Source organism: Porphyrobacter sp. MBR-49 (genome assembly GCF_053628655.1).
Map to the genome: position 1 here is coordinate 19,845 of NZ_JBRJGU010000002.1, position 19,031 is coordinate 38,875.

General features: G+C 61.4%; 17 protein-coding genes. 6 read left to right on the forward strand and 11 right to left on the reverse strand.

Annotated elements, in window-relative coordinates; all coding sequences use genetic code 11:
* Positions 1–92: 92 nt before the first annotated feature.
* The 9 genes from ACSSV3_RS02275 to ACSSV3_RS02315 all read right to left on the reverse strand — a co-directional run bounded on the left by ACSSV3_RS02275 (position 93) and on the right by ACSSV3_RS02315 (position 10,386).
* A complete protein-coding gene (locus ACSSV3_RS02275; protein ID WP_354325683.1) occupies positions 93–1,346 on the reverse strand; it encodes an MFS transporter in 1,254 nt (417 codons plus the stop codon).
* A 92-nt stretch (positions 1,347–1,438) separates the two neighbouring features.
* Positions 1,439–3,868 (reverse strand): TonB-dependent receptor, encoded by a 2,430-nt coding sequence (locus ACSSV3_RS02280; RefSeq protein ID WP_354325685.1) that lies wholly within the window; start codon positions 3,866–3,868, stop codon positions 1,439–1,441.
* A gap of 191 nt (positions 3,869–4,059) precedes the next feature.
* The gene (locus ACSSV3_RS02285; protein WP_354325686.1) at positions 4,060–5,076 is read right to left on the reverse strand and encodes a DUF2889 domain-containing protein; all 1,017 of its coding nucleotides are present in this window, start codon (positions 5,074–5,076) and stop codon (positions 4,060–4,062) included.
* 1 nt (position 5,077) lies between these two features.
* Entirely contained in the window at positions 5,078–5,872 is a 795-nt protein-coding gene (locus ACSSV3_RS02290) for an SDR family oxidoreductase (protein ID WP_354325687.1), read from the reverse strand.
* A 19-nt stretch (positions 5,873–5,891) separates the two neighbouring features.
* On the reverse strand, positions 5,892–6,680 hold the full coding sequence (locus tag ACSSV3_RS02295) for an SDR family oxidoreductase (protein WP_354325689.1): 789 nt from the start codon (positions 6,678–6,680) through the stop codon (positions 5,892–5,894).
* Positions 6,681–6,683: 3 nt separating this feature from the next.
* Positions 6,684–7,496, reverse strand: coding sequence for an SDR family NAD(P)-dependent oxidoreductase (locus tag ACSSV3_RS02300; RefSeq protein ID WP_354325691.1), 813 nt, complete (start codon positions 7,494–7,496; stop codon positions 6,684–6,686).
* The gene (locus ACSSV3_RS02305; RefSeq protein ID WP_354325692.1) at positions 7,493–9,016 is read right to left on the reverse strand and encodes a class I adenylate-forming enzyme family protein; all 1,524 of its coding nucleotides are present in this window, start codon (positions 9,014–9,016) and stop codon (positions 7,493–7,495) included. Before ACSSV3_RS02305 ends, ACSSV3_RS02300 begins: the two co-directional genes overlap by 4 nt.
* On the reverse strand, positions 9,016–9,780 hold the full coding sequence (locus ACSSV3_RS02310) for an SDR family NAD(P)-dependent oxidoreductase (RefSeq protein ID WP_354325694.1): 765 nt from the start codon (positions 9,778–9,780) through the stop codon (positions 9,016–9,018). The genes ACSSV3_RS02305 and ACSSV3_RS02310 overlap by 1 nt, the downstream gene beginning before the upstream one ends.
* A 45-nt stretch (positions 9,781–9,825) precedes the next feature.
* A complete protein-coding gene (locus ACSSV3_RS02315) occupies positions 9,826–10,386 on the reverse strand; it encodes a TetR/AcrR family transcriptional regulator (protein WP_354325696.1) in 561 nt (186 codons plus the stop codon).
* 54 nt (positions 10,387–10,440) lie between these two features.
* Between ACSSV3_RS02315 and ACSSV3_RS02320 the strand changes: the two genes are divergently transcribed.
* The 4 genes from ACSSV3_RS02320 to ACSSV3_RS02335 all read left to right on the forward strand — a co-directional run bounded on the left by ACSSV3_RS02320 (position 10,441) and on the right by ACSSV3_RS02335 (position 14,904).
* On the forward strand, positions 10,441–11,634 hold the full coding sequence (locus ACSSV3_RS02320; protein ID WP_354325698.1) for a cytochrome P450: 1,194 nt from the start codon (positions 10,441–10,443) through the stop codon (positions 11,632–11,634).
* A gap of 11 nt (positions 11,635–11,645) precedes the next feature.
* Positions 11,646–13,121 (forward strand): aldehyde dehydrogenase family protein, encoded by a 1,476-nt coding sequence (locus tag ACSSV3_RS02325; RefSeq protein WP_354325700.1) that lies wholly within the window; start codon positions 11,646–11,648, stop codon positions 13,119–13,121.
* A 6-nt stretch (positions 13,122–13,127) separates the two neighbouring features.
* Positions 13,128–13,916 carry an SDR family oxidoreductase gene (locus tag ACSSV3_RS02330; protein WP_354325701.1) on the forward strand — a complete coding sequence of 263 codons (789 nt, stop codon included), beginning with the start codon at positions 13,128–13,130 and terminating at the stop codon, positions 13,914–13,916.
* Positions 13,917–14,073: 157 nt separating this feature from the next.
* Positions 14,074–14,904 carry a coniferyl-alcohol dehydrogenase gene (locus ACSSV3_RS02335; protein ID WP_354325703.1) on the forward strand — a complete coding sequence of 277 codons (831 nt, stop codon included), beginning with the start codon at positions 14,074–14,076 and terminating at the stop codon, positions 14,902–14,904.
* Here the strand turns inward: ACSSV3_RS02335 and ACSSV3_RS02340 are convergent.
* Positions 14,901–15,554, reverse strand: coding sequence for a TetR family transcriptional regulator (locus ACSSV3_RS02340; RefSeq protein ID WP_354325705.1), 654 nt, complete (start codon positions 15,552–15,554; stop codon positions 14,901–14,903). The genes ACSSV3_RS02335 and ACSSV3_RS02340 overlap by 4 nt on opposite strands.
* 133 nt (positions 15,555–15,687) lie before the next feature.
* Here ACSSV3_RS02340 and ACSSV3_RS02345 point away from each other — a divergent pair, with 133 nt between their 5' ends.
* Both ACSSV3_RS02345 and ACSSV3_RS02350 read left to right on the forward strand, forming a co-directional pair.
* Complete coding sequence (locus tag ACSSV3_RS02345) at positions 15,688–16,464, forward strand: SDR family oxidoreductase (protein ID WP_354325706.1); 777 nt, start codon at positions 15,688–15,690, stop codon at positions 16,462–16,464.
* Entirely contained in the window at positions 16,461–17,858 is a 1,398-nt protein-coding gene (locus ACSSV3_RS02350; RefSeq protein WP_354325707.1) for an MFS transporter, read from the forward strand. The genes ACSSV3_RS02345 and ACSSV3_RS02350 overlap by 4 nt, the downstream gene beginning before the upstream one ends.
* A gap of 27 nt (positions 17,859–17,885) precedes the next feature.
* Here ACSSV3_RS02350 and ACSSV3_RS02355 read toward each other — a convergent pair whose 3' ends face one another.
* A complete protein-coding gene (locus tag ACSSV3_RS02355) occupies positions 17,886–18,947 on the reverse strand; it encodes a DUF7065 domain-containing protein (RefSeq protein WP_354325709.1) in 1,062 nt (353 codons plus the stop codon).
* Positions 18,948–19,031 lie beyond the last annotated feature (84 nt).

A 19,031-nucleotide genomic window follows, 5' to 3' on the forward strand; every position in this document is an offset into this window, starting at 1 on the left:
CGGATCCATCGCGCGATGGCCGCCGCCAACAAAAGGCAATTGCAATCCAACTCGCTATTAGACGACAGGCGTCAGCCGGTCAGTCGTTCAGATCAGGACTGATCAGGTAGCGGGCGAACGGTACGGCCGGCCATAATGGCAGCTACCCCACCCACCAGCAGGCAGCAGGAAATGACCGCCAGCGAAGGCTGGAGCGACTTGTCGCCATAAGTGGCGCTGAAAGCCTGGCTGACGAACCCCGCCACCGTGCCTCCGACCCCTACCCCAGCGAGGCCGATAACCATGCCGATCATTGCAGCCATCATGGCTCGCATCGCTACGGGAACCTGTGCGTAACACAGCGTCATGATTGGTCCGAGATGCAGGGTCATCATGAACTTGACCACTACGAAACATGCCAGCGCAACATAGGGATCGGGCGACAGGGCAAAGCCGACCCCGAAAGGAAATGACGCGACAAGTCCGAGTCCGGCGAACCAGCCATTGAATCGGAGATTGGCCTTTCCATAACGGTCTGCAACCCATCCGGCGAGGAGATTGCCCATCACCAGTCCAACCGCCATCGCGCCGCCAAGCCAGAACCCCGTCTCGGCCTTGCTCATCCCGTGAACTCGCTGGAAAAACGAAGCACCCCACAGAATGAAGGCAAAGCCGGTCAGCGGAACCATCGATAGCATCAGTCCAACCCAACGCAGCGAGGTGCTGGCGGCGATGGTTCGGAACACCTCGCCCAATGGAACCTGCGGCGGGGCGGCAATGCCGTTCTTGCCCCGGCGCGGTTCCGCCGCGACCATCCAGACTACCAGCCCCAGCCCAATACCCGGCAGCCCCAAGATGAGGAACACCGTCCTCCAATCGTAGAATTGCGACAGCCAGCCGCCGAGTGCCAAGCCGCCTGACAACCCGACGGCATTGGCTGCCAGCATTCCGCCGATGATCATATTACGGCGCTTGAGCGGGAATATTTCGGTCAGCAGCGAAATGCCGGCTGGCCCCGCCCCCGCTTCCCCTGCAGCCAGGCCAATCCGGGCAAGAATAAGCTGCCAGAAGTTCTGCGCCATTCCGCACAGAGCCGTGGCGGCGCTCCACACAATTACACACAGGGCAATTGTCAGCCGCCGGTCACCGTGGTCGGCATAGCGGGCAATCGGGAAGGCGGCGAGCGCGTAAAACAACGCAAATGACATCCCAGTCAGCAAGCCAAGCTGCCCGTCCGACAGGCCCAGTTCAGCCTTGATGTCATCCTGGAACAGGGTGAATATCTGCCGGTCGACATAACTCACGATCGCAACCAGCAAGAGCAAGCCGAAGGTGGTGTTACGGCGCAGCGGGGAAACCGTGTTCATCGAGCAGCCAGTCCTATGGGAAAAAGAAGGGGGACGAAAGCAACCCTTCGCCCCCCCCCGTGATATTATCGTCTGGCGCCAAGGCGTCACATTTAGAACCGGACTGTCGCAGTCACACCATATGTCGCCGGTTCGTTTCGTGAGCTCTGAACATAGCCAACCGGAGCGACCAACAGCGGGGAATTGTGCTGGCGATTGTTAGTCAGATTGCGTCCAAACAAGGCAATTTCATAGGAATCTTCATTAAACCCAAGCGCAATACGGGCATTGAGGAACCCCCCGGACGGGCGCGTAGTCGCGTCAAGGATCGCGTCATTCTGTGTGTTGACCGCACCTGGCACGGCTGTTGATCCTGGCGGTACAGTCGCGGCATTCTGCGGGAAATTAAAAGTTCCGTTAAACGTATCATCAGTCCAGTTATAGTCGGCATGGAGCTTCAGCGTGGCATTGCCAATATCTGCCACATAATCTCCGGCGACACCGAATTGGTTCTCAGCCACACCATCGAAATTCTCGAACGAGCGGTCGCCCGAAAGGTCAAAAAATTCGATATACTTCGGCTTCACGATTGCTCCATTCAACGACAAGGTGAAACCGTCGAAGAGAATAGCCTGTAATTCGGCCTCGACGCCGCGGAACCGGGCCTTTTGGGCGTTACCCAGCACAGTTGCCGAAGCGCCAGCATTGCTACCTGGTTGCGCGATCAGGGTTGAGCGCTGGATGTTTTTTACATCGGTATGATAGGCAGAAAGGTTCAAGCGCACGCGCCGATCAAAGAACTCACTCTTCAAACCAGCCTCATAGGAAAAGGCGACTTCCGGCTGGAAGGGGATCAGGAACGCCGAACTCGGTGCGCGCAGGTTTTGGCCTCCGGAGCGAAAGCCTTTGGTCGTCTTCAGATACAGCATGACGTCTTCGGTCGGGCGATATTCCAGACCCGCCAGATAAGACCAGCCCCCGAAACTATCGCGTCGCGAAACTGCGCATTCGGGGCGGCCAACAATCTCTGGGCCTGAAATAGCGGGGGCTGCGAACAGTGAGCAGGTTGTGGTACTTGTAGCCCTGTTAAAGTTGTTGTTCCGGCTTTCAATTCCCTTGTCGTCGACTGAGTAACGCAGACCCCCAGTGAACGACAATTTGTCAGTGAAGTGCCAAGTTCCCTGGCCGTAGACACCTATACTGTCATTGTTGACTTTTGCCCAAAAATGCGAAGTCACGGGGTTGATTGCCGGAGCCACAATCGAAATCGATTGATCAAACCCGGATTCATTAAAAACAAAAGCACCGACAGCAAAATCTAGATTGTCTTGAAAAGCCTTCCCAGTAACTTGGAATTCACCGGAGTATTGGTCTATTTTCTGCTGACCTTCGGTGAAATGGATCGGAAACGGGGATCCGTCCAGATCTAGTCCCGCAAAAGTATCGATGGTGCGGTAGCTGGTGATCAACTGCATTTGGCCGAAACTTGTGTCCAGGATACCGGTGAAGCCATAGGTTTCAGTCTGGGCGAACACATATGGGACTTCGTTTAGTGATGCCTTATTGGGATTAGCATCAAGGTCAGCAATGATCGGATTAACCAGACCAAGACCGATGCCGATATTGGCCCCGGCATTCGCCGGGGTAGTTGGCGGCGGGCCTCCATTGATGACACCTACGAAGAGCGCTGCGGTACCGCCAATGTTGAACGTTGGGTTGGATGCCGTGAACGGCGTCGTTAGCAGGCGAATCTGGCGAGCAGGCGCCAGCTCATCCATCTCAAAGTATTCACCCGAGAACCGCAAAGTCAGATTTTCCGTCGGTTTTATGTCAAGCTTGCCGCGGAAGTTCCACCGATCGCGATTGTTCAACTTTACGCCATTAGGCGTGCCGACGAACGGTGCGCGGGCAACAGCAGGATTGTTGGCGTCAACAGCTGAGACAACCCCTGGGGCGACGTCATTGGTGACGTAGCCGTCACGCTTGGAACGCTGTCCCGCTACGCGCAGCGCGACTTTTCCTTCAACGATCGGAACGTTCAACACGCCAGTGGCCTGAATTTCATCGAAACGGCCGTACGTCAGCGACAGTCGCCCACCAAAATCGTAAAGATCGGGATTGTTGGAATTGATCAGCAACGCGCCGCCTGTGGTGTTGCGCCCAAACAGCGTGCCCTGCGGCCCCTTAAGCACCTGCACCGCCTGAATGTCGAGGAGATCGGCATTAAGCCCGTATGCGCGCGCCCAGTAGACCCCATCAACGTAAGTGCCGACCGACGGATCCAAGGTGACCAGAATGTCGGACTGAACCTGCCCGCGCAAAGTGATAGTCAGCGCACTAGGCGTCGATGAACCTGGGCGGGTCGTCATCCCAGGCGCAAACCGGCCGAGATCCTCCAGCTTCAAGACGGAGCGCGCCTCCAGTGCCTCGCCCGACAGCACGGTAACGGATACCGGCACTTCTTGCAGGTTTTCTTCAACCTTGCGAGCCGTGACGATAATCTCAGCAAGGCCCTCGTTGGGGTTTGCGGCGGTTTGGGCCATGGCTCCCTGGCTCGAAAACGCGATAGCAGCGGTTGCAACTCCACCGAGCAGACGCACAGGATATGTAGCACGCGAACAGGACATCTCAGGCTCTCCCCAAAAAGGCGTCGATTAACGCTCAAGTCATACATATATAACTAGGTGCACTTAGGTGAACAAGCTTCAATTGTAGTTGTTCGTCAGTTGTGCCCTTATGGTAACAATCGGGCCAAGCTCGGTATGTCGGCAAGCGCACGCAGAACATCGTTGAGGTGGGTGCAACCCATTGTTGAAGGTAGAGTTTCTAGCACCAGCGGGCGGAACTCGGCTACCGGCTTGCCGATCAGACGGGTCGCCTTGACCGAAGCTCCTGGACATTCACGAAACGGCAGAATCAGTGGCAGTGCCTGCAAAGCGAGGAGGACTCCGCTCTCTGCATCGATCTCGGCATGGACGCGATATTCGTGAATTGCCGTCCGCCCCCCTGCCGGATTGCTCCCGCTGTCCTGAAACCCGGCATCGACCATTATCACACCCTCGGCCCGCCAGAGGTCGATCCTCCGGGCGCGCCGCTTCTGTGGCCCCTGTTGGAACGGCATGGGATGCCAGCCGATCGGGTCGTCGGGATTTTCCAGAGGTCCGACTTCGGTAAAGGACTGATTGGTGTTGTCCGGAGATCCATCGGACTTGAACGCGCTCGAACCAACGGCAAACCCGGTGCAGATGTCGTCCATCCGGCCATTGCGGCCAGCGGTCGACTTCTGCGTTGCGCGTTGTGGACCGGTAGCCCAGTCACTGCGCCATTGGGACCATATCCAACCCGCCACCAGGCTGGCACCAGCATAGTCATCCAGCAGCTGGAAGGTCGGAGTGCCCTGGATATCTCCCATGATGGATGCAAGAGCATGGCGGCTAGCACCCCCTGCTCTCACCCCGACCAGCTGCCCGGCAGCTGGGTGATCAGGGGCCACGGCAACCTTCAGGATCTCTCGCAGTGGCGAACAGGTGATCTGGAAGCCGCCTGTTGCCAGCACTTGGGGCTCGCCCCCGTCGACCGGCGTGAGCAGATCGCGGGCGCGCCCCACCATGTCCCAGGGTTCGCCAAAGCCTTCCGGCCAATCCGAATCGATAGAGGTTGTGCGTCGGATCGAGCCGGGCCGACGCAACGGCGCATGCCCCGCGCTCTGGCGAGCAAACGCGAACTGCTGTGGGGGATTTTGGGTGCTCATGTTATTTCGGCGGCATGCGGATTGCGCCGTCGAGGCGAATGCATTGGCCGTTGAAATAGGTGTTGCGCGCAAGCTCCACCACCAGACTTCCGAATTCGGCCGGGTTGCCGAGGCGTTTAGGGAACGGCACCGACGCTTCCAGTCCGGCAAAGATCGCTGGAGCCTTATCCTTCACGCCGAGCATTGGTGGAGTAGCAAATATGCCCGGCAGGATCGCGTTGACCCGGATACCGACGTCCATCAAGTCGCGGGCCATCGGCAGGACCATCGCATTTACGGCACCCTTGCCGCCACCATAGGCGACCTGGCCGACCTGGCCGTCCTGCGATGCCGCCGACGACGTCATGATGATGCAGCCGCGTTCGCCGTCCTCGTTCAGTGGATCGACATTGGCCATACCCAGCGCCGCGTGGCTGGCGATGCGATACGACGCGGTGAAGATGCCTTCGGCCGAACGCTCGATCATCTCAGTCGGGTTGCGCTTGTAACTGCCAGTGGTCTTGTCGAACGAGATGGTCTTGCCGCCGCCGGTGACCACGGCGCAGTGCACCACGATCCGTTCCTGGCCATGGGCGGCGCGGGCCTTTTCATACCCGGCGGCGACGCTTTCCTCGGACGTGATGTCGACCTTGCAGAACACGCCGCCAATCGCCTTGGCGACTTCTTCGCCGCCTTCCTCATTGACGTCAAAAATGGCGACTTTCACGCCGTGCGCAGCCAGCGCTTCGGCGCTCGCGCGGCCTAGGCCGGATGCCCCGCCCGTCACAACAGCGGCGGTGGTGTTGTCAATCTTCATAGGTTGCTCCTGTTCAGGTTCATTGCAGTGATTCAATATTACCGCCGTCCACCACCAGCACTTGTCCGGTGATGTAACCGGCGCGGGCCGAACACAGGAATGCAGCCGCATCGGCCATGTCCTCTGGCGTGCCCATCCGCTGCACGGGCCATTCGGCTACGCGCTCGGCGATGTGCTGGTTGTAAGACTGGCCGTTGTCAGCCGCGATTTTCGTAAACACCTGCCGAAACTGCGGAGTGGCGATGGCTCCGGTGCCCAGCGTGTTGACTGTGATCCCGTATGGGCCAAGCTCTGCCGACAGCGTCTTTGACAGCGCCAGTGCGCCGACGCGATAAGTGTTCTGCGCGGCGCGCGGCAGCTTGCGGTGCGGCTGCTTCACCGAATTGGTGCCGATGGTCAGGATGCGGCCCCAGCCCGCAACGCGCATGTGCGGAAACACTGCCTGCACCAGCCAGCGGAACGCCATGATGTTGTTGGTATTCGCCGCCGCGAATGTCTCGTCATCCACGTCCAGAAACGCGCCCTTGGGGCCGGAATCGACGTTGAAGATGGCGATATCCGGCGCAGCGCCAAAGGCATCGACGCAGGCCTGCACCGCGCGGGCGATCCCGTCCTGCGTGGTGCAATCGGCCGAAACGCCAACGCAGCCATGGCCGATTCCGGCCACGGCCAGATCGATGTTCGTCTGGGTGCGCGCCGCGATCATCACCTTGCAGCCCTCTGCCGCAAAGCGCTGCGCGCATCCAAGGCCAATCCCTTGCGAACCGCCGGTTACCAGCGCCACTTTGCCCGCGATGCCAAGGTCCATGCCCTAATGCTCCTGCTGCGCCTTAAGCCGCTGCTGGAGCAGTTCATTGCGGCCACGGGCGGGCGCGATGGTAGATCCGCCGTCCAGCTTGATCGTGGTGCCGGTGATGTAATCCGCCGCCGGTGAGGCCAGGAAAAGGCAGGCCCTCGCAATGTCCGCCGGGGTCCCCGCGCGGCCCACCGGCACAGTCGCGCCGTATGCCTCCAGCCCGTCATCGCCCAGCACGGCCCGCGCCCGTGCGCTGGCGACTAGGCCGGGATTGACCGCGTTGACCGTGATCCCCTCGCCCACCACATCGCAGGCCGCGCCGCGCACGAACGCATCGAGCGCGGCCTTGGCCATGCCGTAAGCGGTCATGTTCGGCACGACCGAGAACGTCCCGTTGACCGATCCGATCGCAATGAACCGCCCGCCGCCCGGCGCCTTCGCCAGATGCGAACGCCCTGCCTGAAGCAGCCACCAGGCTGCCTTGGCAATGCTGGCGAACCCGGCTTCCATTGCATCGTCGCTGACATGGCCCAGCCCGCCGTGGGGAATATCCGCCGCACAGTGGACGATAACGTCCACCCCGCCAAACTCCGCCACGGTCGCCGCGACCAGCGCGTCGCACTGCGCATGGTCCTTCACATCCAGCTGGAACACTTCGGCGATGCCGCCCGCATCCAGGATCGCGGCCAGCGCTTCTTCGGCATAGGACATCGTCCGCGCGCCGATCATCACTTTCGCGCCTGCTGCTGCAAAAGCCTCGGCAATGCCGCGCCCCAGCCCGCGCCCGGCGCCGGTCACGATCACGCGCCTGCCCGCAAATTCGCTCATGCCGCCTGCTCCTCGAACAGCGCCCGCAAGCCGGGGGCCGATGGCTTCATCGATGGGGTGCGCGGGAAATCCGCGACGAAGCGGAAGTGGACTGGAACCTGATAGGGGATAAGCCGCGCCTTCAAGAACGCCTTGAAATCGTCGAGATCGGGCACCTCGGCCCCGTCCTTCAGAATCACAGCCGCCGCAGGCACCGCGCCAAGCCGCTCGTCCGGCACGCCGATCACAGCGGCTTCACGCACTGACGAATGCTGGTGTAGAGCCTTGACCACGTCGTCGGGATGGACCTTGAATCCGCCACGAATGATGGCGTTGTCGGCCCGCCCCTTGATAAACAGGAAGCCATCGGCGTCGAGAACGGCTCGGTCTGTGGTGCGCAGCCACGCCCCACCTTCGATCCGGTGCGCGGGGCCGAGCTGGTCACCCCTGAGCTCAAGCAGGCCCTCTGTGCCATGCGGGAGATCCGCGCCCGTCTCGGGATTAACGACCCGCGCCGCAACATTGGCATGAACCTTTCCGGCCGCACCGCGCTTGGCTTGCCAATGCGCCTTGAAATCGTCCAGCGACCAACCTGCAATCGCGCCCGCGAATTCGGTCGCTCCATAGTTGGCTAGAACCGGAATACCGTATCGCTCCAGAACCGCTTCGACCAGTTCGGGGGTGATCGGGGCCGTACCGCTGATAAGGGCGGTGAGGCTGGAAAGGTCCTCCGGATCGACATCGGCCTCCAGCAGCATCCTGAGCCCCGAAGGCACTGCACCCGCTACTTTTGGTCGGTTGCGTCGTATAGCCGCGACCCAGCCTTCAACCGTGAACTTTTCCAGCAGACATATCTTACGGCCCGCCATCAGCGCGCCGATGCACCCGTAGATCCCGCCGATGTGGGTCAGGGGGTTGTTGACCATGCTCACCCCTGAACGCAGCTGCGGCAGATCGGTAAACTCGCGCCCGCGCTCATACTTCGTAAAACCCGAAAAACTAGCCTCGAACGCGGTTCGTGTCAGCGGAACACGCTTGGGCGCGCCGGTGGTGCCGCTGGTCAACATTTCGATCGCCACCCCCGGTGAGGTAGCAACATCAGTGCCGCTTGCGGCGGCGGGAATAGCCTGCCGGACCCCTCCCATCTGTGAATCGATAGCAATCAGCGCGGTGCCGGTAACGGCGAGACAATCGGCGAGACCGGGTCGTTTCGCGTCGTCCTCGTCCGTGATCACCACCGGCAGGCTTAGGTCAGCAAGGTCAGCAAATAGCTTATCGTCGGGCAGGATCGGATTGATCGAAACGAGGCAGCGGTCACCTGACAGGACCGCTAGGATTGCGGCGACATGTCCGGGCCGGTTGCGCAGCATCACACCGACGCGAGCATTGGGAGGCAAGCCCAGTGCATTGAGCAGTTCCTCGATCTCCTGCACCACCCGCGCCAGATCGCCCCACGTAAAGTCGCGCCCTTCAAAATCTATCTCAGGCCGCGCCGGATCGAGCGACATGATCGCGCGCAGCTTGGCGGTAATCAGCGACATCAGATCGCCAAGCCTCCGGCCACCTCTATCACGTTACCCGTGACCCAGCAGGCTTCCTCACGGCACAGCATTAGCACCGCCCCCGCGATATCGTCTGGCTGGCCCATCCGGCCCATCGGAGTAGCCCGGGCATTGCCTTCATCAAAACCGGGCCGTTCGCGCAGCTTGGAGATGAAATCGGTCGCCACTGCACCGGGCGCGATGAGATTACAGGTGATCCCGCGCTTCGCCACTTCGGTCGCAGTTGAAAAGGTCAGGCTCTGCAGTGCCCGCTTGGTCATCGCGTATCCGGCTGCAAACGGTTGAGCCACCTTGCCCGAAATCGAGCCGATGTTGACCACGCGACCGTGATCGCGAAGCCGCGGCAACGCCGCTTGGGTGACTAAATACGGACCGCGTGCATTGACTGCCATCATCCGGTCGAACAGTTCCGCCGATCCACTCTTGAGGCTGGCGTCCTGTCCATCGCTGCCGATCCCGGCGTTGTTGACCAAGATATCGAGATTGGGGGCCGACCCGAACCCCGAGTCGCAGGCGTCAAACAGCGTGACGATCCCAGCAAGATCGGAAACGTCGGCCTGAATCGCAATTGCCTTGCCGCCAGCAGCGGCCACTTCGGCCTCCAGCGAGTAGGCGGCCTCCGTCGCGCCGCGATAAGCGAAGGCAACCTCCGCCCCCTCAGCAGCCAGCCGCCGCACGATGGCAGCGCCTATTCCCCTCGACCCGCCTGTGACCAGCGCGGTTTTTCCTACGAAGCATCCCATGCCCTGATTGTGCCGACATATCTCACTTAGTGCAATAACTCTTTATCAATCGATCAACGATTGGAAGGCCCGCGCCAGCCATGCACAGCTCTCGGATGACAGGCCTTCCTTCAGTGCCGACAAGACGTAGACCTGCCGGTAGAGCGTCAGACCCGAGGCCATCAATGCAAAGCACGCTGCCTTGTCGGCACCGCGATCAGGGCCAAACCAACGAGCCAACGGCTCAAGGAATAGCCTGGTCAACAACCGCTCGGTGATCTCACGGGCAACAGGATCGGCGCTCGCCAGCAGCATCATTGGCAACGGATTGCGTTGTTGCGGAGCGGAAGCGAGCAACATCGCAATCACTGCCTCGCCAAACCGCTCCTTAGGCATCCGCAACACGAGATCGGTATCCAGCAGGTGCGACAGGGCCGCTTCGTAGAGCTTTTCCTTCGATCCGAAGTAGCGGCTGACCAGCGCCGGATTGACCCCGGCAGCGGCGGTAATCTCGCGAACGCCGGTGTCAGTGTACCCCTTGGTGGAAAACGCCTGCTGGGCCGCGTGAAGGATTGCGGCACGGGTGCGCTCCGCATTGCGCTGGGGGCGGATGTCGGATTCAGTCATTGACATAGTAAGTATACCACGGTTTACATAAGCGCAAGCAAGGAGAATGAGTCGATGGGAGAAACTGCTAACGGGCCGATTCGTGAGCCGGTCTACGAGTTCGACTATGTCGCCGATCCGGCGCTGGCGGAGGATGTCCATGCCGCCTATTGGAACCTGAAGCAGAACGCCCCACCAGTGTTCTGGACATCAGCACACGGCGGCCACTGGATCGTGACCAGCAGCGATGCCGCAATCGAGGTGCTGCGCCATCCGGACCGTTTTTCCAGCAAGTTCCTGTCGATCCCGCCCAACCAGGCCCAGCCGAAGATGATCCCGGAATCGCTCGATCCGCCAGAGCACCGCCCTTATCGCCAACTGCTGCGCCCCTTTTTTGAAAGCAAGGCGATCGAGCTCTTGGAACCGCGGATCCGCGAATGGGCCGAACGGCTGATCGACGCTGTGGCAGACAAGGGCGAATGCGAATTCGTCGACGCGCTAGGATCGCGCTTCCCGGTTTCGGTCTTCATGGAAATGTTCGGCTTCCCGCTGGATCAGTTCGATTTTTTCCGGGCCACCGTGGTCGAATATTTCGATGCGCAAGTCGATGAACAGCGCCGCCTGGAACTGACCATGCAGATCCTGGGCACGCTGACCCAGCTGATCGAAGCGCGCCGCCTTGAGCCGAAGGACGACCTGATCTCCACGCTGGTCCATGTCGATTTCGAAGGCCGCAAGCTGGGACAGGACGAGTTGATCTCGATCGGGTTCCTGATGTTCCTCGCCGGGCTGGACACCGTGGTAAACGCCCTCACCTTCGGGATGCGCCACCTGGCGAACGACGATGCGCTGCGCACCCGGATGATCGAGGATCACGCCGCGATTCCCGCCATCGTCGAAGAACTGATGCGCCGCTATACTTTCGTGTCCACCCCCCGCTACATCACTCAGGATACCGAGATTGCCGGGGTGAAAGTTTACGCCGGGGATTCGGTGCTGGTCCCGCTGCACGTGGTCGGCTGGGACGAAAAGTTGACCAGCTGTCCCGCCGAAGTGCGGCTGGACCGCCCGCACTGCCGCCACGCCGGGTTCGGTTCCGGCATCCACACCTGCCTTGGCATTCACCTCGCGCGCCTGGAAATGGCCGTGTTCTATGAAACCTGGGCGAAGAGAATCGGACATTTCCGGATGCAGGAGGGGCAGCAGCTGCACTTCCGCGGCGGGTCGGTCCAGGCGCTTGAAGCGCTTCACCTTGAATGGGATTCCTGAAGGAGCAATCGATGACCACCCCCACTGTCCACCTCCACATCGGCCACGAAAAGCGGACCACCGGATCCGGTGGTAGCCGCACCCACATCCATCCAGTCAGCGGCGAAGCCCTGGCCGAAGTGCCGCTGGCCGGCCCGGCCGAAGTCGAGGCTGCCGTAGCCAAGGCCGAAGCCGCCCGCGAAGGGTGGCGCCGGACCGATCCGCAGGAACGCGGCAGAATCCTGACCCGGCTGGCCGATCTGCTGATCGACAATCAGCGACAGTTCGCGGAAATGGCGGCGCTGGATGGTGGCACCCCGCTGACGCAGGGTGAGCGCGGGGTTGAAACCGCGGCCAGCTGGACGCGGTACTACGCTGGCTGGTGCGATAAGTTGACCGGCGACCTGATGAGCACTTTCGACACTCGGGGCGAGTTCTCCTACTCGGTGCCCGAACCGATTGGAATTGTCGGCGTCATCAACACCTGGAACGGTCCGCTGATCGGCATCGGGATGAAGGTCTCGCCTGCGTTGGCCGCTGGTAACTGTGTCATCCTCAAACCTGCCGAAATCACCCCCTTCGCTCCTGAGCTGTTTGCCCAGTGTGCAAAGGAGGCGGGCATTCCCGATGGGGTGCTCTCCATCCTGCCTGGAACCGGCGAAGCGGGCGAGGCAATCGTTCGGCATCCGCGGGTGCGGAAGATCAGCTTTACCGGCGGGCCGATCACGGCGCGCAAGATTCTCGAGGCAGCAGCCGAGCAGATCAAGCCGAGCGTGATGGAACTGGGCGGCAAGTCGGCCAGCCTAGTGTTTCCGGACTGCGACTTGGATGCCGCCGCCGAACGTGCCGTGTTCTGGACCATCGGCATCCTTGCGGGTCAGGGATGTGCCCTCCCTACCCGCCAGATCGTCCACGCCGACATTTATGACGAGTTCGTCGCCAAGATGGTCGAGATCACCAAGCTGTTCAAGGTTGGCGACCCGATGGAGCCGGGGGTGATGGTTGGCCCTGTGATCAGCGCCGCCGCTGTCGAACGCATCACTGGCATGTTCGACCGCGCGGCAGCCGACAACGCCTGCAAGTTCCTGCTGGGCGGGAAGCGCGCCGGCGGCGAGCTTGCCAGGGGCAACTTCATCGAGCCGACGATCATGATCGATGTGGATCCAGACCACGAAATTGCTCAGGTGGAGATATTCGGCCCGGCTGTGGCAATCATGAAGTTCCATACCGAGGACGAAGCAGTAGCGATAGCCAATAACAGCGAATATGGGCTCGCTTCATATATTCAGTCGAACGACCTCCAGCGGGTTCACCGCCTGGCCGAACAGCTCAATGCTGGCGGTGTCTATGTCAACGGAGGGCTTCAGATCAATTCGCATACACCCTTCGGCGGAGTCGGCATTTCCGGCTTCGGTAAGGAAGGTGGCAAGGCCGGGATCGACGAATTCCTGCACTACAAGACTGTAACCATCGGCGTCGGCGCGCCGATCTTCCCCAAGCAAGGATAATCGACCATGGCTGATTTCAACCTCAACAGCTTCCGTCTCGACGGCAAGGTCGCGATCGTCACTGGCGCGGGTGGTCGCGGCAATTCGATCGGGCGGGCCTATGCCATCGCACTGGCCAACGCGGGGGCCAGTGTAGTCGTGGCCGACCTCAACGGTGAAGGAGCGCAGAAGGTGGCGGACGAGATCGCCGACTTTGGCGGCAAGGCGATAGCTGTGCAGGTCGATATCACCGATACCGGATCGGTCGAGGCGATGGCAGCAGCAGCCGAGGCCGCATTCGGCGGGATCGACATCCTGGTCAATAACGCCGCACTGATGATAGAGATCGTCGACAAACCGCTGATGCAAACCGACCGCGCCCGGTTCGACAAGGGTATGGCGGTGAATGTATGGGGCGCGATCAACTGTTCGCAGGTAGTAGCACCCTATATGACCGAACGGGGCGGCGGTGCGATCGTCAACCAGGTCTCGGCCGGGGCATACCCGGCACAATCGTATTACGGGGTAACCAAGATCGCGTTGCACGGCGCGACCACCACACTGGCGACCGAACTCGGCAAACAGAACATCCGCGTCAACGCGATAGGGCCGGGCATGACCAAGACTGACGCCGGCCTCGCGCTAACGCCCGAAGACAGCCCACTTGTCCAGGCCATTGCCAGCCGCACTCCGATCCAATTGCGCGACACACCCGACGCGTTGTGCGGCGCGCTGCTGCTTTTGGTGAGCGAGGCTGGCCGGTGGATAACGGGCCAGGTGCTCAACGTCGACGGCGGCTGGGTAATGCGAGGTTAAGTTAACGGTTTGGACTTCCCGAGGAAGTGTTCGCCTCTAAAATCAGACTGGCCAAGATGTCCACCAGCCTCAAGCCGAACTGATGGTTTGTCAATTTTCGATTGTGGGCATTCCGTTGAATGGCTAGCAGGATGGTGGTGGAAGAAGAGAGAGAGCAATGAACACAGATATTCTGGGTTACCGCGACAAGCGGGTGGTGGTGATGGGTTGCTTTTCTGGCACCGGCGAGGCAACTGCGCGGGCGTTGGTGGCGCTAGGAGCCGAAGTGCACGGAGCCGACATCCGGCCTTCGCCAGTTGCAGGTCTCGCCTCTTTCACCACGGTCGACCTGAAGGACCCCGCCTCTATCGCAGCCGGTGTCGCCAGCATCGGTGGAGAGATTGACGCGTTGTTCAACATCTCGGGCCTGCCACAGACCTTTCCGGGCGAAGACGTGGTAACGGTCAACTTCCTGGGCATCCGGGAATGGACCAATGCCTGGATGCCGCATATCCGCGCAGGCGCCGCGATTGTGACGGTTTCCTCTCTGGGCGGCATGAACTACCTTGCCCGTCAGCCGTTGCTCGCCGAATTCATGGGTAATGCCGATATCGCCTCGGGCCGGGCCTGGTACCTGGCCAATACCGAGCGGGTCGGCGATCCCTACGCGCTGTCCAAGGAAGCGGTAAACACCTGGACCCAGAAAAGCGCACCCGCGCTGATGGAGCGCGACATCCGCATCAACTGCACCATGCCCAGCCCGATCGACACGCCAATGCTGAGCGATTTCCGCAAGGTGGCGGGCGATGCTGTGCTGAACGCCTTTGCCAAGGCGAAGGGCCGCTTCTCCACCCCGGAAGAACAGGCGCTGCCCCTGATCCTGTTGAACAGCGACGCGGCCAGCTTCATCTCGGGCGTGTGCCTGCCAGTCGATGCTGGCCTTGCAGGCGGCCTCGCAACCGGGGTACTCAACATCCAGCAGATGATTGCCGAAGCGGCAGGCGGTTAATCCAACCCGCCGACCATTCCCAACAGTGTATGCGCCGCCGCGTCCTTTAACGCGGCATAGCTGAGCCCGTCGGCTTCCTGAGTCAGCGGGCCGACGGCAGCAAGGCGTTCCAGCATCATCAGAATCGTCCCCGCACAGGCCCGAACCGAAAGCGAGGTCGGCAACCGTCCGGCCGTCTGGGCACGGGCCACTGCATTGGAAATGCCCACCATCATCGGCCCCGCTGCCTGCATCCGCGCCTGATAAAACCGGGTATCGCCCTCCTCCGCCGCTAGGTTGCGGACCCGAAAGATCGTGCCATTCGCATTCCATAGCCGCGTATAGGCATCGACGAACCGCGCCGCAGCTTCGCTTGCACCGGGGGCCTGCCAGTCCCGACTGATCAGGTCTTCCAACTCAGCGCTGGTTTGCGAAGCGTCCTGCAGGGCAGCCAGCACCACATCGGGCACGCCGCGGAAATAGACGTAGAACGTCGCTGGCGATATCCGCGCTACCCGCGCGACATCAACCACTGAGACATCGCGCAGCCCCTGGCTTTGCAGCAGATCGACCGTCGCTTCGATCAGCGCGCGGCGGGTCCGCTCACCCTTGGAACCGATCTTCTGCCCGTAATGGTTGTAGCTTGCCACCACGCTGGCTGCCTTTGGCATCGCAAATGATCCCCGATCCCGTCCAATCGCCGCCCCTTTCGACGATTGCTTGCCTCAGCGCAAGAAATTGACGTATCGTCAATAGCACGGTTCAGACGGCAAAGCCAAGGTCGCCGGAAATGGGAGAGCGGGAATGGAACAGTTGGCCGGAAAGGTCGCCATCGTCACCGGGGCATCGAAGGGCATGGGACGGCATTTCGTCGCCGCGCTGGTCGCGGCAGGCGCCCGCGTCGCAGCGCTGGCGCGCCCCTCGGCAGAGCTCGATTCGCTGACCGGCGAACATGGCGACAAGGTGCTGGCCCTGCCCTGCGACGTGACTGACAGCGTCGCCGTGGCCGCCGCAGTCGAAACCGCTGCCGCGCATTTCGGGGGCATCGACGTGCTGATCAACAACGCCGCGATCTATCACCCGTTCGCTTTCGAAAGCGGCAGCGACGAAATCATCCGCCAGCACGTGGAGGTCAATATTCTCGGTATTGCCTGGCCGATTCGCGCCGCGATCCCGCACCTGCGTCAGACCCATGGCCAGATCGTCTCGATCTCCAGCGAAAGCGTGGCTATGCCCTTCCCCATGCTGGCGCTCTATGCCGCGACCAAGGCAGCGGTCGAGACCCTGTCTGAAGGCCTGCGAGCCGAGTTGCGTTCCGACGGGATCCGAGTCAGCGTGCTGCGTTCCGGCTCGGTCTCCGGCGGATCGGGGGGCGAGGCCTGGTCCGAGGAAACCCGTCAGGCCTTCTTCAGGAAGATCGTCGAAACCGGCCACGCGGCGATGAGCGGTACGCCCGCCACGCCCGAATCGATGGCCAGCGCACTGGTCGCGATCCTGGCCCTGCCGCGCGACGTCAGCGTTGACCTGATCGAACTGCGCGCCGCCGAAGCCGGGATGCCCGAAGGGGCGCAAACCGCGTGAGCATCGATCCGCGACGCCGCACCGGGGCGATCCTCGCTGCTTTGTGGGTCGCCGAAATGACCAGCAGCTTCGAAAGTGCGATGATCCTGGCTGCGCTGAAAGTGCTGGTGGTCGAGTTCGGTGATGCCGCCTCCGTCGGATGGCTTGTCACCGGTTTCCTGATCGTTGGCGCCGCTGCTTCGGCGGTGGTCGGACGGCTGGGGGATATCTACGGACGGCAGAAAGTGCTGCTTATCGTGCTGGCGATTGGCGCTGCTGGGTCGCTGCTCAGTGCGGCCAGTTCACAATACGGTTTAGTGCTCACGGGACGGGTTTTGCAAGGCGTGACCGCGACGATACTGCCGCTAGTGATTGGCTTGGTGCGGGAAAACCTCCCAGCCGAACGGGTACCCACGGGCATCGGCCTGATGATCTCAGGCGCCTCGATCGGCACGGCCGCAGGCTTGATCCTTGGCGGCGTCATTGTCGATTTCGCCAGCTGGCATGGGATTTTCCTCGCCAGTGCAGCCTTCTGTCTGCTTTCGTTGGTGCTGATCCGCTTGCTGGTTCCTAGCTCGCCACAGGCCACGCTTCGCGCGCCGGTTGACTGGTGGTCGGGCATCCTGTTCGCCCCAGGCATCACGCTGGTTCTTCTTTACTTGACCGGTGGAAAGGCCTGGGGATGGAGCGATCCACTAGCACTATCAATGCTTCTCAGCGGAGCCGCGCTGTGCATCTGGTGGTGGCGGCGGGCGTTGACCAGTGCCAATCCGCTCATCGATGTCCGCACGCTCTCCAACCGCTCGATTGCGGTGGTCTGCGCAGCGAGCGTCCTAGTGGCGATGGGCACACTGCAGATTACGGTGTTCTTCTCATTGCTGGTCCAGGCTCCGGTCTGGACCGGACTTGGCCTGGGCCTGACCGCTACGGCAGCAGGCCTCGTAAAGCTGCCCTCCAACATCACGTCGGTCCTCGCCGGTCCGTTCAGTGGGTGGTTGACCGGTCGCGGTGGCGGTCGCACAGCCATGGTGCTGGGCGGACTGATCACAACTTTCGGCTGGGCAATGGTGCTAATGGACACCAGTAGCGTAGGCATCGTGGTAACTGAGTTGATTATCATCTCCTTTGGCACAACCATGCTGTTTGCGGTGGCCCCTACGATCATCGCCGCTGAGGCCCCGCCCGAACGGACCAGCGAAGTCACCGGCATGCTGGGCGTGATCCGTGCCCTGTTCATGGGGGTGGGTTCGCAGCTGGTCACCACTGTGCTGGCCTTGGACAGCGTGAGCCGGGGTGCAGAAACATACCCCTCGCCCCACGCTTATCAATGGGCGGTCACGATGATCGTCGTATTGACTGCTGCCGCAACGTTGGTGGCATCGCTGCTACCGGGCCGGAAGGCAGGGGTGGGTTGATCCTGCCCCAGTGCGCTATCAAGACCTCTAACGCGTCGCCCGCAGCGCGTGGAGCATCCGGGTAAAGTGCCTGGGGTTCCACACATCCTGGTCCTCGCCCCAACCGATCTTGCCGTCAAAGTCCCAGCGCATCAGCTGGTTGGTGCCGTACCCCGCCTCGCTCATCCGGCTGACCGAAAAGCCTTCGATAGTCATGGTCCGGCCCAGCTGGTCGGTCAGTTCGACCTGCATATAGCTGGACCAGCCGGTTTCCGGATCGCGGAAGGTGCGCATCCGGCTCTTGGACGAATCCAGATTGCCATAGACCCCATCGCGCAGCAGGTAACCGCCGTTCATCGGGCTCCAGCCATTGGCCGTGCCATCCTGCGAGCGTACGAAGCCGAGGAAGCCGCTGCAGCCATCGGCATGGCCGAAGATGTACTGGATCCGCCCGCGGCCGCGTTCGCGCTCGATCTCGCGCCAGCGCGGGCCGCCGCGGTGCTTCACCCGGTCAAGATCGGTTGCATAGTTCTGCTTACGGCTTTGCGCATAGGGACCGCCGCGCGGCCCCCAGGTGCGGTCGCGGACCGACCAGCAATCCAGCTTGATGTCTTCCCCGTCCAGCCGCAGCGTGCCGGTGATGTGGCCCAGTTGATCATAATGCGGGGTCTGGATGAAGGGCGGCTCGCCCGGTTCGAACCGGCGCGGGGGGTGGGCCCCGGTGTGGATGAAATCCAGCGCGAAATCGCGCTCCCTGTCCTCGTACTGCAGGTGGTATTTCATCCCCGGCTCCAGCATTTTCAGGCTGTAGCCGCCGTTCGGGAAGGTGATGTCGCGCAGGTCCGGATTGTCCGGCATCGGCGCTTCTTCAACCTTCTTGTAATAGACCATCCGAGCCGGATCAAACCCGCGCGCGTCCCAGCAGAAGATCCGCCAGGTCACTGTCTTGCGGTTGGGGTAATAGGGGGTGTGGATCCAGCCGCCGATCTTGCGTTCCGGCACGTTCCACGACCACCAATTGGTCTCCGTCTCATAAGGATCGTCGGACAGCGGATGATAGCAATCGTCCTCGGGCTTGAAGGCATAGGGGTCGTCAGCCGGGTTGCTCATCGTCGTCCTCTCGCGTGTCGTTAGGCGTAATAGTAAACCTGGTTATATAGGTTTCAAGCCCGAAGTGCTTGCCAGCTGAGCCAT

Excerpts from the sequence above, each read along its gene's own strand:
- ACSSV3_RS02275 (WP_354325683.1), bottom strand. The coding sequence starts at position 1,346 with ATGAACACGGTTTCCCCGCTGCGCCGTAACACCACCTTCGGCTTGCTC.
- ACSSV3_RS02280 (WP_354325685.1), bottom strand. The coding sequence starts at position 3,868 with ATGGCCCAAACCGCCGCAAACCCCAACGAGGGCCTTGCTGAGATTATC.
- ACSSV3_RS02285 (WP_354325686.1), bottom strand. The coding sequence starts at position 5,076 with ATGAGCACCCAAAATCCCCCACAGCAGTTCGCGTTTGCTCGCCAGAGC.
- ACSSV3_RS02290 (WP_354325687.1), bottom strand. The coding sequence starts at position 5,872 with ATGAAGATTGACAACACCACCGCCGCTGTTGTGACGGGCGGGGCATCC.
- ACSSV3_RS02295 (WP_354325689.1), bottom strand. The coding sequence starts at position 6,680 with ATGGACCTTGGCATCGCGGGCAAAGTGGCGCTGGTAACCGGCGGTTCG.
- ACSSV3_RS02300 (WP_354325691.1), bottom strand. The coding sequence starts at position 7,496 with ATGAGCGAATTTGCGGGCAGGCGCGTGATCGTGACCGGCGCCGGGCGC.
- ACSSV3_RS02305 (WP_354325692.1), bottom strand. The coding sequence starts at position 9,016 with ATGTCGCTGATTACCGCCAAGCTGCGCGCGATCATGTCGCTCGATCCG.
- ACSSV3_RS02310 (WP_354325694.1), bottom strand. The coding sequence starts at position 9,780 with ATGGGATGCTTCGTAGGAAAAACCGCGCTGGTCACAGGCGGGTCGAGG.
- ACSSV3_RS02315 (WP_354325696.1), bottom strand. The coding sequence starts at position 10,386 with ATGACTGAATCCGACATCCGCCCCCAGCGCAATGCGGAGCGCACCCGT.
- ACSSV3_RS02320 (WP_354325698.1), top strand. The coding sequence starts at position 10,441 with ATGGGAGAAACTGCTAACGGGCCGATTCGTGAGCCGGTCTACGAGTTC.
- ACSSV3_RS02325 (WP_354325700.1), top strand. The coding sequence starts at position 11,646 with ATGACCACCCCCACTGTCCACCTCCACATCGGCCACGAAAAGCGGACC.
- ACSSV3_RS02330 (WP_354325701.1), top strand. The coding sequence starts at position 13,128 with ATGGCTGATTTCAACCTCAACAGCTTCCGTCTCGACGGCAAGGTCGCG.
- ACSSV3_RS02335 (WP_354325703.1), top strand. The coding sequence starts at position 14,074 with ATGAACACAGATATTCTGGGTTACCGCGACAAGCGGGTGGTGGTGATG.
- ACSSV3_RS02340 (WP_354325705.1), bottom strand. The coding sequence starts at position 15,554 with ATGCCAAAGGCAGCCAGCGTGGTGGCAAGCTACAACCATTACGGGCAG.
- ACSSV3_RS02345 (WP_354325706.1), top strand. The coding sequence starts at position 15,688 with ATGGAACAGTTGGCCGGAAAGGTCGCCATCGTCACCGGGGCATCGAAG.
- ACSSV3_RS02355 (WP_354325709.1), bottom strand. The coding sequence starts at position 18,947 with ATGAGCAACCCGGCTGACGACCCCTATGCCTTCAAGCCCGAGGACGAT.